This is a genomic window from Ruegeria sp. YTSB088, assembly GCF_059609825.1.
Genome location: NZ_JBXWMM010000004.1, coordinates 55,559 through 73,125 on the forward strand (window position 1 = coordinate 55,559; position 17,567 = coordinate 73,125).

A 17,567-nucleotide genomic window follows, 5' to 3' on the forward strand; every position below is an offset into this window, starting at 1 on the left:
CTTCACCCGAGACATCACTCGACGTTCAGGTCGCTTCGAGATTACCCAATAAGATAGACGTCATGTCCGCGTTGATAACCCCATCCAAGGCCACAACATCGATACCCGTTTGATAGGCTACATTGTCCTTGGTTATTCCGGAAAGGTCCGCGTTTTCATCCAGAAATACCCATTCAGGGTCATGGGCCGTGGGCTGTCCGACGGCGACTTGCAAAATTGCAAGCGCATCCAGGGCGTTGACGGTGCCATCCCTGTTGACGTCTGCGGCTATCAGGTTTTCCGCGGTCGCTGGACCCCATGTCGGATCAAGACCAACCGAGATACGCAAAACTTGCAAAGCGTCCAGCGCGTCAATCCTCCCGCTTGCCGTGGAATAGTGTTTGGTGATGTCCAGCACTCCGGGAAAGGTGCCATCCGGCAATTCCAGTTCGAACCGCCCCTGATCATCTGCGGTAGCGGATACCGTACCCCCGCCGTCTGGCGTGAACCGGATTTCCGCGTCCGTCAGCCCCGGATTTGCGGCCTCGCTGTCCACCGTAATCTGCCCGACCAATCCATCAGAGCTGCCCGGTGTCTGCCCGCCCAGGTCCCCGAAATCTACCGGGATGTGATCCGGTCCGGCGAAGCCTGCGCCAAAGATATCCGTGCTTGTCAAAGCACCGCCCGAGGCGGATTGGACCTGCACGGTCTCGCCACGATATTCGATCTGAGCCCCGTTTGCCGTGCTGGTAAAGGTCAGTTGCTGAGGCGACCGCAACAGAAGGTAGTCGAACATATCCAGTCGATCCAAGCCCGCCTGAAAATCGGTTATTGTGGTCAGACCACTACCGGACTGCATCACGAAGATGTCGGCCCCTGCACCACCCGACATCGTCGTCGCACCCTTCCCCACGATGAGAATGTCGTCTCCGGCGCCTCCCAGTAGGGTCGTGTCCAGAATACTGCCGCTCAGGATATCGTCCGACGCACTCCCGTTCACCGTACCGAACCCTTTTCTTACCGCACCCAGATCATCAACCGGAACAATCAGGACAGTCACTCCGGCATCCTGTTGCGATGTTACGAAAATTTGCAACTCATCACCCACATGCGCAACGCTGATCGATTCGACATTCTGCAACCCACTCGCCACCGTGTCCGCGAAACTGTCCAGATGAACCAGTTGACCTTCGGGTGTCAGAGTGAACAGAGACAGGCCATCATCGCCGCCGCCTGCAATCACAAAGACCCGTCCGTTCACGTCTATGACCGCCAGATCCTGAACCGATTCAAACCGCGTATGAAGCGTATCAAGCACATGGTCCGTCGCCTTCAAACTTCCATCGCTGTTCAATTGAAGAACACTGAGGGAGTTGCTGCCGGACCCCGCCACCACAACCCAGGATTTACCGTATGCCTCTACGGTCTCGACATCCGTTGGGGTTGAAACACCAAGGGTTCCGAGTGCCGAATCATTGTTGATCTCGGTTAACGTGCCGGTGCCGGAGTCGATGCGGTACGTCGCGACAGAGTTTGTTGCCGCGTCACTTGAGATCAGAAAATGTTCCGAACCCGACCGCAATGTCTGCATGGCATCCGCTGTGCCGGCAATCAAACCCGCAAGACTGAGCGTCCCGTTCGCGTTTACATGATAGGTTCCGATATTGTCGGTATCCGCATGCGCCATCGCAAGGACATCCGAAGACCCAAGTGAAAACTGCTCGATGGCCGAGATATCTCCGCCTCCGTTGAGCGTTCCTGTTTCTTTCAGGCTACCGATCGTTCCGTCCGCGTTCACGTCATACCCGACCAGGCCCGCGGCAGTGTTGATATCGAGCGCAATCTGCTCGGTTCCCGCCAGCGTTATCGGCGTGGCACTGCGCCCCTCCTGGAAGGTGATCGAACCGCTGTAATATTCTGTGTCAACCAGCTGCGGCAGGGCACCTTCGGCCAACCGCCAGACTGCGACGCCGCCACCCGGACCGGTCACCGTGTAGAGATACGTATTCCCGTTAAGCGTTTTTAAAGCCGTATCGCCGATACCTGAATCGAGCGCCGTGCTCCCCGTTGCCACTACACTTTCGAACTGAAGCATCACAGCCATCACCTCACACGCCACCCCTGGCAGTTACGGCAAGATGACCAGATGAGCAGACCGAAACCAAAGCCGAATTGTGGTGAAAACGAGAAGTTCGGTTTCAGTTTAACTCAATTTTTTCAGGTCCGATCGCAACGGCAACAAATGGGAAAGACAGATGAGCAAAACGTCAAACAGCACATCCTTTCCTGTTGCGAAGATCGCGGACACCACATGCGAGGGCAAGATGACCATAGCACCTGAGGCCAACAATCGTCCGGCGGCTGACTCAACGGACGGAGATCGCAAATCTCAAGTTCAACAATGGATCAATGGAAAGCTTGGTCGAGGCGCGGCTGGCGGCCTCATGTCCACATTGATGGCTTTGCCTGCGTTGTCGCAAGCAACCGTCGAGGAGCTGTACGCCTTCCAGTTCGCAGAAACAATTCCGGGTGTGCGATCCGCCAAACTGCTGAAAAACGCCGATGTTCTTCTGAAAATGGCTGACGGTCGGACGATGATCGTGGCGGCGGAAAACGTACAGGTTTTGGACAGCGGCGCAATCATGATCGCAGAAGAGGCGGTTGCCGAAATCGCCCAGTTCAGCGCAGCTGAAGCCGGAGCGGCAGCTGGTGGAATCAGCGGTACAGGGGCTGCACTGGGTGGCCTTGGTCTGGCCGGTGCGGCTGCCGCCGCAGGCGGAGGTGGCGGTGGCGGCGATTCCTCTGAACCCGTCGCGCCAAAGCCTGAACCCCAACCCCAACCAGAACCGAGCTACACCAGCCTGAACCTGGCCGAACTGCAGGCAACGGCATTGAACAGCGCCATTACCAAAGCCGCCGCTCCTGAAGGAACATCGACAGTTGAGGTCACGATAGGTTCGCTTGTCAAAAGCGTAACGCCCAGCGATGACGGCAGTTGGAGCGTTTCTCTCACTGCTGCCGAAGCAAATGCGCTTCCGCAAGGCGTCTCTACGGTGACAGTCAGACATCTGGACGATTCAGGCACGGAACTGTCAAGCGAATCCGTTCAGTTCGATATTGATACAATTCCACCAACCCTGTCGATCACCGGGTTTTCCGATGGCGTTGTTTTGAATTCGATCGAACAGGCAACAGATCTGACAGTCACCGGAACGACCGATGCAGAAGACGGACAGACCGTCACCGTCTCAATGAATGGGCAAGACTATTGGGGCACGGTATCCAACGGACAATGGAGCGTCACTGTCCCGGCGGCAGACCTCTCAGCCCTACCTGATGGCTCGACGATTGACGTAACCGCTGATGTTGCCGACGCGGCGGGAAATTCCGCACCACAGGCTAGCGGTAGCTTTGATACTGATTTTACTGCACCAACTGTTTCTCTGGATCCCGTGGCTGGCGGCTCGATAGAACTGATCGACGTAGCCGGCGACCTGGCCTTGACCGGTTCCACCACGGCAGAGGACGGTCAGACCATCATCGTTACGTTCAACGGACAAGTGCATACAGGCACCGCTTCTGGCGGAAGCTGGAGTGTAACGATCCCCAATTCCGATCTGGGCAGTCTTTCCACCGGAGTGCCCGCATCGATTCTGGTTGCCGTCGAAGATGTGTCGGGCAATCCGGCAGTGCCGCTTCTTGTATCGGTTCCCGTGGACCTGGCCGGCCCTTCCATTTCGATATCACCGCTTCCTGTTGGTTCCGTACTGAACGCAACCGAAGCCGGATCCGACTTGACCATCAGCGGGCTGACGTCAAATGTTGAGGATGGTCAGCAAGTTACCGTAACCCTCGATGGTCAAACATATTCCGGAACAGTATCCGGCGGGGCCTGGAACGTGACTGTGCCGACTGGGGATCTGGCGTCTCTGCCGGATGGGGGCAACTTCTCTGTTACAGCGGATGTCGACGACGCCAGCGGCGTGACGGCACCGCAGGCTGAAGTGACACTTTCCAAGGATGTGACCGCGCCGACACTCAGCATCGACAGTTTCTCGGACGGAGCTGTCATGAACGCATCCGAGCGGACTACAGATCTTTCCATCTCGGGAAGCACGACAGCAGAAGACGGTCAAATCGTAACTGTCAGCTTGAACGGGCAGTCCTATACTGCAACGGTTTCTGGAGGCAGCTGGAGCGCGACTGCACCTGCTTCGGATCTGACAGGTCTTTCTGACGCGGCGTCCATCACCGTAACAGCGGATGTCTCGGACGCTGCCGGGAATCCAGCTCCACAAGCCAACAACAGCTTTACCACCGATTTCACGCCACCGACGATTGGAATTTCAACCGTATCCGACGGGGCTGTCATGAACGCCGTTGAACAAGGAACCGACCTGACGGTGTCAGGAACTTCCGATGCGCCGGACGGAACAGTTGTTACCGTCGAGATCACGCGCACTGACGGCACTACGGACGTTACCGGAACGGCAACGGTAACCGGGGGCATCTGGACCTATACGGCAACCGTGACAGATTTGTCTGCCCTGCAAGACAACGAGACTTACAATATCAATGCGTCGATCTCGGACGCAGCGGGAAACAACAATCAAACCACAACATGCTTTGCCACTGACTTCACAGCACCTTCAATAACCATAAACAGTCTGCCTGTGGGTGCCGTGTTGGACGTGACCGAGAGGGGCGTGGATCTTGTAATCTCGGGCACAACCACGGCTGAAGATGGCCAGACTGTTTCGGTTACATTCGGTGGGCAAACCTATACAGGCGTTGCATCAAATGGGTCTTGGGCAGTTACCGTTCCCACCAGTGATCTTGGACTGCTCCCTGACGGAACGACCTATTCCATTTCCGCCACTGTTGACGATCTTGCCGGAAACAGCTCCGCAGCCGCGAACAGCTCACTCTCCACAGATTTTCGCCCCTTGTTGACGTTGAACGATATCGGGGTCAACAATTCGATTTCACTGGACGATGCTCAAACCTCCGGTATTACCCTCAGCGGTTCATCCGCCGGACTGACAAACGGCCAGTCGGTGGATGTCACGTTGAACGGAACTTCGGTCGGATCAGCAACGGTGACCGCAGACGGATCCTGGACATTGTCTGTCGCAGCGTCTGACTTTTCGGCTGTAGAGGCAGGTGAAGACCTTGTTTTTTCGGCGCAGGCGACAGTTGCGGGTGGGCCAGATCCACAGCCAGTCTCCGAGCAAGCCGTTGCGCACGAACCCGCCGCTTACGTGATCTCTGAAGTCGGGCGCACAGGATCTACGGTGACGTTCGCAATCTACGCCGAAGCCGAACGCGATATCTCCAGCGGTTTGGCTTTGACGGCAGAACTCAAATTTGACTCTTCAGTTGCCACATTCAACAGCGCGTCGGTTTCGGAAAACAACGCCTTCGATTTGTTTTTGGCCAGCCCGGGCGCCGTGGACACGATGAATTTTGCCGGCGCCGCGACAACCTTTACAGATCTCTCTCAGCCGCTTGTCACCTTCACGATGACAATCCAGGACGTCAGCCAGCCTATTGAGCTGACAATCAAAACGTCTGATGGCGGACCAACGACAGTTCAGTTTGGCACCAATAGTGATGACACACTCGTCGCCGCGATTACGGACACCATCACTCGCGGCAGTGATGGCGACGATACCATTGATGTTTCTGCGGCAGGGCGAGACATCGTCGTCTTCGAAGCAGACCCGGCCAGCAATGGTACAGACACAGTGACTGGCTTCACGATTGGCCCGGCTGCGGATATAACCGACGCACTGATGTTCCACGGGCTGGACACCAATACGCTTCGCGGTGATGGCACCGGATTCGAATTGCTTTCCGCTGGCGACACGTTGGGCACAAACACCGGATTTGTCGGTCTTGACACAGTACTCACCGACCTCAACCCCAGCACAATCGAAGCTGCTGTCGAGGGGTTCGCCGGAGCCATGGCAGGCGATGAGCTTTACGTGATGGCAACCGACGGAACAAACAGTGTTCTGGTCAAGGCAGATTTCCAGGCGCCGGACGATGCCAGCGTTGAAACCGTGGCCACGTTCCAAGACCTGAGCGATCTGAGCGGCCTGACCGCAGATAATATCCTGCACACCGACCCAACTGGGGCAACGGCTTAACCCGACCCGGCGTACGAACGGACGGAATTCAACATCAAGAGGTGGTTATGGCACAGAATGGCTTAACTCCAGTCAGTATTCGACGACATGGTCATCGGTTCTGGAAGAGGTTTACCTCATTCGATTTCGCGCGAAATATGGCAGATTGCCCCGTTGTTGAAGCCGAAATTCTTCAGGCCGCAGCCACTTTTCCAATCATTTTTCGGAAATCTGAATACGGGTATTACCCAATGGCTGTTTTGTCCATGCAACCAGACCCGCCTACACCATTTGTATCGGCGCAGGGCAATTGGCTGGCGACTTACGTCCCATCCGCTTTGCGCTGCGCTCCGTTCCGGCCCCAACTGATTAAACCGGACGGCGACGGCAGCGACGAGTTGCTTGTCGACGAAACGTCCGGGCTCATCACTGACAATCCGGATGACGAAGTATTCTTCGACAAATCAGGGCAACTTTCGCCGGAACTGAAAAAAGTCGCAGCTTTCTTTCGCGCTCTGAAAGAGTCGATGAGATACACAACTCATCTTTGTCGTGTTCTTGCTGACATGGGATTGTTTAGTCCGCTTACCTCCTTCCAGGGGGTTGAGGTCCCATGCGGGCATTATGGCGTCAAGCAGAACACTCTGGAGAAAATTCCCCGGGCGCACTTGTCACTGCTTACGTCGAATGGGGGCTTGCGACTGATTCACGCTCATCAGATTTCGCTGACCCATTGTATTTGGCTGGCACATGCACATACCCGCGCGCATCGAGTAACTGATGGTTCTCTGACACAAAAGACCACCGGTGTTTCAGGGTTTTTGGACGCGTTGGTTGCGGCGCAACAGAAAGAAGAAGCCATGGACCGTTGCAGGCAGGAGGGTCTCCATGCGTTCCTGTAAGGCAAAGCTATCTTGGGTTGCGTTCGCTGTGTTTGCGATACTGCTGTCCGCCTGCACACCCCCTCCTGATTTGTCTTCTGTGGCAGTATCCTTTGCACCCGGGACCACCGGTGCCGGTGCAACAAAGCCATCGGCAGAACTTAGTCAAAGCGCGTTCGGGCAACGCGTACGCCAGGCGGTAGAGACAAGCCCGACACTGGCACAAAGCGATACCAGAATGGATGTCGCATCAGCCAATCGAGATGCAGCTGAAGGCGTATTTCTTCCGCAGATATCGTTGGGGATAAATGCGCGGTCTGAACGGGTTGAATCGGATATTGCAGATGTTTCACCTTATCTGAGAATCTCGCAATTGGTTTATGACGGTGGGGCCGCATCAGGGGATCTGACGGCAGCGCGAGCACGCGTTATGGAAAGCCGGGGTGATCAGATTCAAACGGCATCGGCCACGGCGCTGGCGGCCGTTGAGACCTATGTACTTGTCCTTGATCAAAGGAAGATACTCCGTATCGCAGCCGACAATGTCTCGGTCCATGAAGAACTGGTACGTCAAATTTCAGACCGTACAGCGGGTGGCGCGGGTTCAAATGCAGATGTTCTGACCGCTCAGTCCAGAATGGCAGATGCGCGCACAAGACTGGCGGATGCACGAGCACGAACTGATCGTGCCGAAGCGCGATTCCGCGAAGTGTTCGGGACTTTTCCCGGCTTATTACCCCCACCCGTGCCCGCTCCTCCGCTGAATAGAAGTGACGCCCAGATTGTGATGAACAGCCCTCAGATACGCAGGGCTGACGCTGGCTTGCTGGCGGCCAAAGCCGAGTGGTCAGCAGCTCAGGCCCGGCGTAAACCGAACGTTCGGGTCGCAGCATTTGCCAACCAGGATGACACTCGGGATGCAAATTTTGGCGTGGATCTCTCATTCAACTACGAGTTGGATAGTACTGGTCAACGCCGTGCCGCCATCGCAGCAGCTGAAGCGGAAGTGAAAGAAGCGGAATTTGCACGAGAGCAATTGGTTCGCGAAATCATGCGGGAACTGGGCTTTATTCGATCCGATCAAAAAGCAGGAGCGGAAAGACTGCGTGCGGCCCGTACTGCGGCGACCGCCAATGCCGACAGTGTTACAGCATCCCGCGCGCAGTTCTCAATTGGGCGACGCAGCCTGATAGAAATCCTGGACGCTCAGCGCGATTACGTAAATGCGCAAGAACGCCTGATCCTGGCCGAGCAGAGCTTTTTTCTGACCAACTACGCAGCTCTGAGCCTCACCGGAGACATTTTGGATCTGCTCGGCATATCGCCCGGCAATTGGAGCGCGGAGAAATGAGCACGTTGAAATCAATGCAAGACCGCCCTCGTTTGACAAGCTTCGAAGCCTGCCTTCTGAATATTGCCGCTACACTTGAACGCCCCCTGACCCTCGCAACAATACAGGCGGCACAGACAGGCGCAGACGGGGATCTGACAATTCGTGACATCGTCGCCGTAGCGCAAAACACTGGTTTACAGGCGGGATATGGCGAGCGGCACATTACGAAATTTGACGAGACGTTGGCTCCAGCCTTGTTGCTGATGGTCGAAAACAAGGCTGTTGTGTATCATGGCCGGGCAAAAAACGGGGCCTTGCTGATCTTTGACCCGGATCTTGGTGAAGGAATCGGTGAAGTCTCGGAAGAACAGTTGACTGAAACCTACACCGGTTACGCAGTCTTGTTCCGCCGAAATCATACAGATGAATTGGACGCTGGTAACGCGCCTTACCGCGGTCATTGGTTTTGCGCGGCACTATCCGCCAATCGATGGACTTACATTCAGGTCGCGCTCGCTGCGGCGCTGGCAAACCTTCTCGGCTTATCGACGTCAATTTTCATTATGGTCGTCTATGACCGTGTGTTGCCCAATGAGGCAACCGAATCGCTCATTGCCTTGACGGCAGGCGTGGCTCTGGCGCTTCTATTTGACTTCGCGCTAAAATTGCTGCGGGCAGCGTTTATCGACAAGGCCGGGCAAAAAGCCGACTTGCTCATGGGTCGGCGAATTTTCGACCAAGTTCTGAATATCCAGATGAAGTCGCGCTCGGGTTCTACTGGCGCTATGACCAGTACCATTCGTGAGTTCGAGACCCTGCGCGAGTTCTTCACGTCCGCAACGCTTGTTGCTGTCGTTGATCTGCCGTTCATCGTGTTGTTCATATTTGTGATTTATCTGGTCGGCGGGCAACTGGCATTGGTCCCGGTTCTGGCAGTGCCTGTGGTTCTGCTGACGGGTTTGGCGGTGCAGCCGATCCTGTCTCGCATGGCGGAAAAAAGCCTGTCTGACGGGCAATCTAAACAATCAGTACTCGTGGAAGCTGTCTTGGGTCTCGAAACGATAAAGACGACCGCTGCCGGTCGACAAATGCGTTCTCGGTGGGAGCAGGCGATAGAACGGCAATCCTCGCATGGCGCTCAGAGCCGGGCCGTTACACAATTTGCTCTCAACCTGACCGGTTTTACACAACAATCCGCTCAGGTGCTGATCGTTTTTTATGGTGTTTTTCTGATCACAGACGGTCAGACCAGCATGGGTGCATTGGTTGCCTCGGTGATGCTGACAGTGCGGGCACTGGCACCTTTGGGGCAGCTGGCTCAGACGTTGACAAGGCTTAACCAAGCCCGAAGTGCATACCGAAACCTCAACACTCTGATGATGGCGGAAAGCGAACGCCCACAAGGCCGAACATGGGTCAACCGGCCCGATTTCAAAGGAGAGATCGCCTTCAACAACGTGTATTTTTCCTACCCTGACCGAGGGGAAGATACCCTGCAAGGCGTTTCATTCACGATCAAACCGGGTGAAAAAGTGGCGATCCTGGGTCAGATTGGCTGTGGGAAAAGCACCATCGCACGCCTGATGCTGGGATTGTACGCGCCGCGTGTTGGATCTGTTACGTTCGACGGCCTTGATATCCGCCAGATCGATCCTGGCGATCTGCGCCGCAACATCGGATCTGTCCTACAGGACATATGGCTCTTTTCCGGGTCCGTCCGGGACAATATCGCAAGTGGCGCGATCCGGCCAAAAGATCAGAAACTGATCGAAGCAGGCCGCACCGCCGGGGTTGAAGATTTCGTGGCCACCCATCCAGGCGGTTACGATCTTCAACTCGCGGAACGTGGCGAAGGACTCTCTGGCGGACAACGGCAGGCTATTGCCCTGGCAAGAGCACTCATCGGCCGTCCGCCGGTTCTCCTGCTTGATGAACCAACAAGCGCGATGGATGTCAAAACCGAAGCCCAGGTTATCCAGCGTCTGAAAAAAAGCTCTGCGGACTCATCCATGGTTGTCATAACGCACAGAACCAGCCTGTTGGAGCTTGTTGACAGAGTCATAATCCTTGAAAACGGGAAAATCGCAGCAGATGGTCCCAAGAGCCTGCTGACACAACATGTTCGTCCGACAGGGAGGCACCTGAATGTCGCAGCATCCTGACCTGGCCGCACTGGCTAGAGAGATGCAGGGGCGCTCTCCTGTCCGGAGTTCGTTGCTGCTGCTGGTGATCCTGTTCTGCCTGATCGCCGCCGGATTGTGGGCGTATCTGACTGAACTGGACGATGTCACGCGTGTGGACGGCCGAATCGTGCCTTCTGGGGACATTCAGTTGATCGAAGCCACCGAGCCAGGCGTATTGCAGTCGTTGCATATTCGCGAAGGTCAATTGGTCGACAAAGGTGCATTGCTGATGGAACTCGACACGACCCAGATTGACAGTCAGCTCAGTCAGGAACAACAACGCGCATTCGGACTTATGGTCCGGGTCCAACGTCTTCGGTCCGAAATAGATGGGACACAACTGGAGTTCGATGTCCAACTGATCAATGGCGCGCTGACCCTCGTACAATCTGAAACTGCACTGTACCAAGGGCGACGGGCTGAATTGGAGGCAGAAATCGCCATCCTGGAGCGTCAGCGTCAACAAAAGCAAAGAGAATTTGAGGAAGGCCTGGTCGATCAAGTGACGGCAGACGAAACCCTACTGGTCCTGGCCGAAGAGAGGGCGATCATGGCTCCGCTGGTCGAGCGTCAAATGGAGCTTGCAACAACATTGCTTGCGTTGCGGCGGAGTGAAGCCGAATGGCGTGGTCGCAAGGTTCGGGCAGAAGCTGTAACCAACAGGTTGCAAACGGGCTTGGACGAAATCGACGATCGGATTCAGGCGGTGCGAAGCCGGTTTCGCAGCGCAGCGCTGACGGATCTGGCGCTTGCCACTGCCGAGCTGGCTGCTTTGCAACCCGCCTTGCCCGCTTTGCGCGACCGGGCCTCAAGAGCGCAGGTTCGGTCTCCGGTACGCGGCATTGTAAACCGAATTCATCGCTCAACTATCGGCGGCCTTGCCCGTAGCGGAGAGGACCTTGTTGAAATCGTACCGCTGGACGACACATTGCTTGTCGAAGCTTATGTAAAGCCTGAGGACATCGCGTTTTTGCACGCGGGTCAGCCTGTGAAAGTCAAAATCACGGCTTATGATTTTGCACGATACGGGGCACTGGATGGTGAAATCATTCGCATCGGCGCAGACACGATCACACGATCAGAGCGTAATGATGAAGAGGTCTTTGTTGTGGAAATCCGAACCAATAACACCATGCTTGATGGCAATGGCATAGCAGTCGAAATCATACCAGGCATGATCGCTGAAGTGGACATCCTGTCTGGCCGCAAATCAGTGCTGGATTACATTCTGCAACCGGTTGTGAAGATAAAAGATCAGGCGTTGCGCGAATAAGCGAAGGGACGATTTATGTTCGACGAGTCAGTTCCAACACGGGTATCAAGTTGTCAGCAGCTTCAGCATTGAGTGCTCGAAGAGACCAAACAGATATGGAAAACAACTCATCTGACCAAGTTTCGGCCGATTGGATCAGCGCCTACTTCCAACCAACGTCACCCAAGAATATATACCCTGCTCCATAGATCGTCTTGATCAACCGCGGGTTCTTGGGATCCTCTCCCAGCTTGGTACGCAACCTGGAAATCCGAACATCCATCGCCCTGTCAAAACTGTCTCCGGCTGCACCGCCCAGGGACTCTTGCATTTGCCCCCTGCTGATCAGCCGCTTGGGGCTTTCCAGAAACAGACGCAGGACTTCCCCCTCAGCATGGCTGAACGGTGTTTCGTCACCTGATTCATTTTCAAGAACGTATCGGTCAAAATGTGCGGTCCAGCCGTTGAATTCTGCCGTATCCGAATGTGAGGTCTGAGTGCGGGGTGTTCTTAATCTTGCCCTGATCCGCGCCACGACTTCCGCAGGGTCAAACGGTTTTGTAATATAGTCGTCTGCACCAAGCTCCAATCCTGTAACACGATCCTGCACCTGCGCACGCCCCGAAATAATGATCACGGCCGCACCTTGTTCCAGCGCCAGACGATGAACCAACGCCAGCCCATCCGTGTCTGGCAAGGACAGGTCGACCAGACAGACATCAGGCGTCACACGATTGAGCGCAGCCTCGAACTCTCGCGCGCGGGAAAAACTCTGCGTTCGGAAACCGGCATCCTCCAGAGCGTCCGTCAGGATGCGTCGGATTTCGGGTTCGTCGTCGAGGATGGTAACCAGCGGTTGCGTCATCAGGCGGCCTCGGTTTGGATCAGGGCCGACAATTGAGCCTGCGAAAACGGTTTACGCAACACCGGGCCCAACGCAAGGCCGCGCCGGTACAACGGGTCCGAACTGGGCAGCGATGTCATAAGGATACATGGCAATCCCGGCTTCACCTGTCGCAATATGTCCAGACCGGTACCACTTCCTTCCAGACGTATGTCAGATAGAACAAGAGAAATGTCTTCAACGCTGTTTATCAGCGCCAGCGCCTCATCTACCGAATTGGCCTCGATGACGGCGAAGCCCAGCTCTACCAGCATATCCCGAAACTGACCCCGCAGATCTTCACTGTCTTCAACCAGAAGTACCAAACCGTTCTGCACGGGCGGAGCAGGTCGAAATGGAAGCCGCAAAACAACGGACGCGCCTGATGGCGTGTTTTTGAGATGCAAATCGCCACCGGCGAGCTTCACAGTGTCATACACCATGGGGAGACCCAGCCCCGACCCGTCGCTTCCCTTGGTGGTAAAGAATGGATTCAACGCCTTTTCCAGCGCCTCTGGTGTAAAGCCCGGGCCAGTGTCTGATACGGTGACTTCAATCCAAATTTCTCCGATAGTATGCGCGCTGATTGTAATCTGGCCCGAACTGCCGCAGGCGTCCCGCGCATTCAGCACCAGATTCAGCAATGCATCCTGTACCATTCCCGGGTCCAGCATCAAAGCCCGGTCCGGTAAAGTGTTGACCACTGACAAACCGACGCCGCGCGGTAAAGAAGGCGAGGCCAAAATTCTCAGGTCTTCCAACAGTGCCCTCATATCCGTGGCCTGAGGCTGTGGCGTACGGTTCCCGGTCATGTCCGCGATCCGGTTCAGCAATTGCCCACCCCGACGCGCGGTTTGCTGAGTCGCGGCAACAAGCTCGTGCGCCTCATCCGACAGGTCCATTTTGTTCAGTTTGGACTGCATCCCAAGGATGATCGTCAGCAAATTGGAGAAGTCGTGTGCCAACCCACTGGTCATTTGGGCGGCCATCGCCCGTCGGCGTGTTTGCTGCAAGACAACGCGCGCCTGCGTTTCTTCGGTGATGTCAACCGACATCACATACACGCCTCCGGCGTCATCCGGAGTGAATGAAACCCGGATGCGGCGGGAATCCTGATCCTCGTTGAACTCGAATACGGAGGTTTCTCCGTCATATGCTTTTGCCAGATGCGTTTCGACCCTCTGAAACGCGGCGGCACCAAGCGCTTCAGATATGTGAAGCCCCAAAATTTCGGACGGACGTCCGGGCAAGACAGCGCTCAAACGGCGGTTGGAGTAATCATATCGACCAGTGCTATCCAAATGCGCGATATGAGCCGGCATCATTTCAGTCATCATGCGTGTGCGGGCTTCGATCTCGGTCAGCTCGCGTTTGGCCTCTTCCAATGCCGTGATCGTGGCCGCAAGCATTCGGTTGGTTGCAGACAGTTCTTCGGCGTGGCCGAGCAATTGTTCCGACAATTCTTCCGATCGCGCCCGCAGCAGGTTTTCTGCACGCCGGGTGCCGGTTATGTCGGTGTAGACCGCAACCCATCCGCCCTGCGGCAGTGGCGCGCCTTCAATCGAGATAACTTGCCCGTTGGGTCGTACTCGTTCCATATAATGAGGCTCAAACGCCAAAGCCTGCTCTACACGTAGGTTGACCATTTCCTCCACGCTTTCTTCGTCACCGTATTCCCCACGGCTGGCGAGAAAATGGATGGTATCCCGAAACAAGGCTCCGCGTTCGACCAGTTCATCCGGCAGGTCGAACATTTCCTTGAACCGACGATTGCTTAGCACCAGTTTCAGCTTACTGTCATAGATCGAAAGCGCCTGACCGATGAGGTTCAGCCCGGCAGTCGTCATCGCCTTTATGCGCTGTTCGGTGATGTCCAAGTTGGTCCTCTCCACAACCCATGGGTACCATCAGAATTCATGCGCCGGTAGTGGAATTGATGAACGACAAAATGTCCAAAGCAATTTGCCTTATCCAACAGAAAAGAGGACGAAAGCGTGCAGTGATCCTAATACCTGGAACGGGACTTCGCGCCTTCGGAGGTGATGGAGTGCAACGACAAGGTATGATCCATGTTTCGCATCCGGTGGCGCAGCATCTGTCTGCCCAATCGGGCAAGATCAGCCGAAAACTCGGGGTTTTCCGCAAGATTTTCGAATTCTCCCCGGCCCTGATGATCAAACAGGATCGGCGGGAGGTCAGCTGCAAATTCGATCAACGTGAATCGTTCGTCCCGCAATATTCCCAGACATGAATCGCTGTTTCCCGTTCCCAACCGCTGTTGCCAGACGGTCGGTTCTTCGGGTTCGGAGAAATCCAGCTCGCTGAAGGAATAGCTGCGCCAGTCATCGGGGACGTCGCCATGCAACAAGGGCAGCAAAGAGCGGCCATCCATGGCGTTTGGGGCAGTCTGCCCAATCCAATCAAGGATTGTCGGTGTCACGTCAACGGATTCGGTAGGCACGGTGACTTTTGCGCCGGCCCTTGCCTCGTTCCCCGGCACGCGGATCATAAGCGGAGTGTGATAGGCCGCATCGTACACAGTCATTTTGCCCCAGCTGTACCTATCGCCCAGCATTTCGCCATGATCAGCCGTTATGACCAACATGGTATCGTCGTATTGCCCACTGTCCTTGAGATACTGAACAACGCGCCCGATATGGTGATCGACCTCGGTCGCCAATCCCAGATAAACAGCTCGCAAAGTGCGAACGTTTTCATCCGTTGGCTCAACATCATCGAAGCCATGAACAAACTTATTTGCGGTATAAGAATCCAGCTTTGGCCCGAAAAAAGGATGAAGCGCCTTTTCAGCGGTTTCACTCGGCAAGCGCTGCGGCAGCGGGATATCCGCCGGATCGTACATGTCGTTATACGGAGCAGGTGCGACCAAAGGTGGATGCGGACGGATGTAAGTCAGATGAGCAAACCACCCCTGGCCACGATAAGGTGCAATCCCGTCCAGAAACGCATCGGTCAGGAAGGCCGTGTCGCTGTGATCTGCCCGATACATGGCCGGGTCGTTCAACTTGGGAACCTGACCATCCGGAGAGACAGGCTTGTAGACATCCCAATATGTCTCGAACGTGTAGCCATTTTTCATCAAATATGATTGCCAGGGATATGACTCTTCCAGGCGCATTTCGACAACTTCAAGGAACCCGTTCATCGATTGCTCATAAGATTTGAGCACGGGATCGTTGGGATCATGGACTCGGGGGTCGGCAGACGTATCTGTGTACCCGAACAGCATCGGCATGTAACCCGCCTTTCGCATTTCCGTAGCAATGTTCGGAGTGTCATGACGCAGCGGCGTACCATTTCGCACGGAACGATGGTTCATCGCGTATTGGCCGGTCAAAATCGATGCTCGGGATGGTCCACAGGGATTGGTGACAGAGAAATGGCGCGTAAAGGTCACAGCCTCATCCATGAAGGCCCGCAGGTTCGGTAGTTTTACGTTATCCGCCAGAGCGCCGCTCAGGCAATCTGCCCTCAATTGGTCGATGATGATGAACAGAACGTTCTTGGCGTGATGCATACCGACTTCTCCGAAATTCGCACCCTGGGTTCCGCTGCGGAATGTGTCCCGCTTCCGATCTTCGCGCAACCGATTAGTCGAACAGTCCTGCGTTTTCTCTTCCAGTCTGATTTGACCCGAGAAAAACAACGCTCCCATTTCAAGTTTCGAGTGTTCCTACTCACGACCCGGCGTGACGCCAAGGCCATCCTTCGCGGCAAAAACCAGACCAAATGGCACAAAGTCATTGCGGGCATTGAGTGTTTTACTTCACATGGCACCATGACGCAGCCAACAATAACATCAGAGCGCGACGCCAGCGGCAATCAAGTGCGCATTTCTGGTGAGTTGGTCACCCAATCCCTGCAAACTGTGGAGCGTGATTTTGCTGCAGTCCAACCTTTCGGGGGCAAGGTCGTTTTTGATCTGTCCGGCGTCGAAGCACTGGATACGGGCGGAGCCTGGCTGGTTGCAGACCTTGGCCGGAGGTTCACGTCAAACGGTGCCACACTGGAGTTTCACGGTGTGAAACCCGCACATGCGGCGCTGATAGACACTGTAACCCGCAGTATCCCGGACAAACCCGGAAAGCTCGAGGAACCTCGTGGATTTCTGGACTGGGTCGCTCATGTGGGTCAGGGCACATTCGGAGCCTGGAAGGATACTCTATCGATCCTCGAATTTCTGGGCCTTACCTTGCACCGCTTGTTTCGGTCCCTGGTCATGCCGTGGCGCCTGCGAAAAGCGGCATTGGTGACGCATATGCAGGAAACTGGGGTCAAAGCCCTTCCCATCGTGGCCCTGATGGGTTTTCTGATCGGTGTCGTGCTGGCCTTTCAGGGTGCGACACAGCTGAAACAGTTCGGGGCAGAAATCTTTGTGGTCGAATTGATTTCGATCTCTATTCTGCGAGAGCTGGGAATTTTGCTGACCGCCATTATCGTTGCCGGCCGCTCGGGTTCCGCATTTACGGCCTCGATTGGTTCGATGAAAGTACAGGAAGAGATTGACGCCATGCGGACGCTGGGTCTTGACCCGATCGAGGTTCTGGTCGTTCCACGCGTTTTGGCGTTGTTGATAATGCTGCCCATTCTTGGCTTTGTCGCAGATGTTGCCGGCCTGTTCGGCGGGGCCCTTATGAGCTGGATCGATCTGGGCGTAAGCCCGGGCATGTTTGTCACTCGTTTGAAAGAAAACACCGATGTCTGGCAACTTGCAGTTGGTTTAATCAAGGCACCGTTCTTTGCATTGGTCATCGGGGTTATAGCCTGCTGGCAGGCCATGCAGGTAAAAGGGTCTGCCCAGAGTGTCGGGCAGCGTACGACAGCTTCGGTCGTGCAATCCATTTTCATGGTGATTGCAATCGACGCATTGTTTTCGATTTTCTTTTCAGAAATCGGAATCTGAC

10 protein-coding genes are annotated in these 17,567 nt (G+C 55.3%); 6 read left to right on the top strand and 4 right to left on the bottom strand.

What is annotated here, in order from left to right; all coding sequences use genetic code 11:
• Window positions 1-25: 25 nt before the first annotated feature.
• Window positions 26-2,074 carry a dockerin type I domain-containing protein gene (locus tag AC2FFA_RS07760; RefSeq protein ID WP_496850938.1) on the bottom strand — a complete coding sequence of 683 codons (2,049 nt, stop codon included), beginning with the start codon at window positions 2,072-2,074 and terminating at the stop codon, window positions 26-28.
• A gap of 160 nt (window positions 2,075-2,234) precedes the next feature.
• Here AC2FFA_RS07760 and AC2FFA_RS07765 point away from each other — a divergent pair, with 160 nt between their 5' ends.
• Genes AC2FFA_RS07765 through AC2FFA_RS07785 form a run of 5 tightly spaced genes read left to right on the top strand, consistent with a single transcriptional unit; the run spans window position 2,235 to window position 11,780 of the window.
• Complete coding sequence (locus AC2FFA_RS07765) at window positions 2,235-6,131, top strand: Ig-like domain-containing protein (protein WP_496850939.1); 3,897 nt, start codon at window positions 2,235-2,237, stop codon at window positions 6,129-6,131.
• Between the two features lie 47 nt (window positions 6,132-6,178).
• Window positions 6,179-7,012 carry a SapC family protein gene (locus tag AC2FFA_RS07770; protein WP_496850941.1) on the top strand — a complete coding sequence of 278 codons (834 nt, stop codon included), beginning with the start codon at window positions 6,179-6,181 and terminating at the stop codon, window positions 7,010-7,012.
• Window positions 6,999-8,342 carry a TolC family protein gene (locus tag AC2FFA_RS07775; protein ID WP_496850942.1) on the top strand — a complete coding sequence of 448 codons (1,344 nt, stop codon included), beginning with the start codon at window positions 6,999-7,001 and terminating at the stop codon, window positions 8,340-8,342. Before AC2FFA_RS07770 ends, AC2FFA_RS07775 begins: the two co-directional genes overlap by 14 nt.
• Complete coding sequence (locus AC2FFA_RS07780; RefSeq protein WP_496850944.1) at window positions 8,339-10,486, top strand: type I secretion system permease/ATPase; 2,148 nt, start codon at window positions 8,339-8,341, stop codon at window positions 10,484-10,486. The genes AC2FFA_RS07775 and AC2FFA_RS07780 overlap by 4 nt, the downstream gene beginning before the upstream one ends.
• Window positions 10,470-11,780 carry an HlyD family type I secretion periplasmic adaptor subunit gene (locus AC2FFA_RS07785; RefSeq protein ID WP_496850945.1) on the top strand — a complete coding sequence of 437 codons (1,311 nt, stop codon included), beginning with the start codon at window positions 10,470-10,472 and terminating at the stop codon, window positions 11,778-11,780. The genes AC2FFA_RS07780 and AC2FFA_RS07785 overlap by 17 nt, the downstream gene beginning before the upstream one ends.
• A gap of 142 nt (window positions 11,781-11,922) precedes the next feature.
• Here the strand turns inward: AC2FFA_RS07785 and AC2FFA_RS07790 are convergent, their stop codons facing one another.
• From AC2FFA_RS07790 to AC2FFA_RS07800, 3 genes are all read right to left on the bottom strand, one after another.
• Window positions 11,923-12,624, bottom strand: a complete 702-nt coding sequence (locus AC2FFA_RS07790) for a response regulator transcription factor (RefSeq protein WP_117873709.1) — start codon at window positions 12,622-12,624, stop codon at window positions 11,923-11,925.
• Window positions 12,624-14,519 (bottom strand): PAS-domain containing protein, encoded by a 1,896-nt coding sequence (locus AC2FFA_RS07795; RefSeq protein WP_496850948.1) that lies wholly within the window; start codon window positions 14,517-14,519, stop codon window positions 12,624-12,626. The genes AC2FFA_RS07790 and AC2FFA_RS07795 overlap by 1 nt, the downstream gene beginning before the upstream one ends.
• 128 nt (window positions 14,520-14,647) lie before the next feature.
• Window positions 14,648-16,180: an alkaline phosphatase family protein gene (locus AC2FFA_RS07800; RefSeq protein WP_496850950.1), complete on the bottom strand. Its 1,533-nt coding sequence runs from the start codon at window positions 16,178-16,180 to the stop codon at window positions 14,648-14,650.
• Window positions 16,181-16,441: 261 nt separating this feature from the next.
• On the opposite strand from AC2FFA_RS07800, the gene AC2FFA_RS07805 reads away from it, so the two are divergent.
• On the top strand, window positions 16,442-17,566 hold the full coding sequence (locus AC2FFA_RS07805; RefSeq protein WP_117874086.1) for an ABC transporter permease: 1,125 nt from the start codon (window positions 16,442-16,444) through the stop codon (window positions 17,564-17,566).
• The last annotated feature ends 1 nt before the right edge of the window (window position 17,567 follow it).

Excerpts from the sequence above, each read along its gene's own strand:
- AC2FFA_RS07765 (WP_496850939.1), top strand. The coding sequence starts at position 2,235 with ATGAGCAAAACGTCAAACAGCACATCCTTTCCTGTTGCGAAGATCGCG.
- AC2FFA_RS07770 (WP_496850941.1), top strand. The coding sequence starts at position 6,179 with ATGGCACAGAATGGCTTAACTCCAGTCAGTATTCGACGACATGGTCAT.
- AC2FFA_RS07800 (WP_496850950.1), bottom strand. The coding sequence starts at position 16,180 with ATGCATCACGCCAAGAACGTTCTGTTCATCATCATCGACCAATTGAGG.
- AC2FFA_RS07805 (WP_117874086.1), top strand. The coding sequence starts at position 16,442 with ATGACGCAGCCAACAATAACATCAGAGCGCGACGCCAGCGGCAATCAA.
- AC2FFA_RS07785 (WP_496850945.1), top strand. The coding sequence starts at position 10,470 with ATGTCGCAGCATCCTGACCTGGCCGCACTGGCTAGAGAGATGCAGGGG.
- AC2FFA_RS07780 (WP_496850944.1), top strand. The coding sequence starts at position 8,339 with ATGAGCACGTTGAAATCAATGCAAGACCGCCCTCGTTTGACAAGCTTC.
- AC2FFA_RS07790 (WP_117873709.1), bottom strand. The coding sequence starts at position 12,624 with ATGACGCAACCGCTGGTTACCATCCTCGACGACGAACCCGAAATCCGA.
- AC2FFA_RS07775 (WP_496850942.1), top strand. The coding sequence starts at position 6,999 with ATGCGTTCCTGTAAGGCAAAGCTATCTTGGGTTGCGTTCGCTGTGTTT.
- AC2FFA_RS07760 (WP_496850938.1), bottom strand. The coding sequence starts at position 2,074 with ATGCTTCAGTTCGAAAGTGTAGTGGCAACGGGGAGCACGGCGCTCGAT.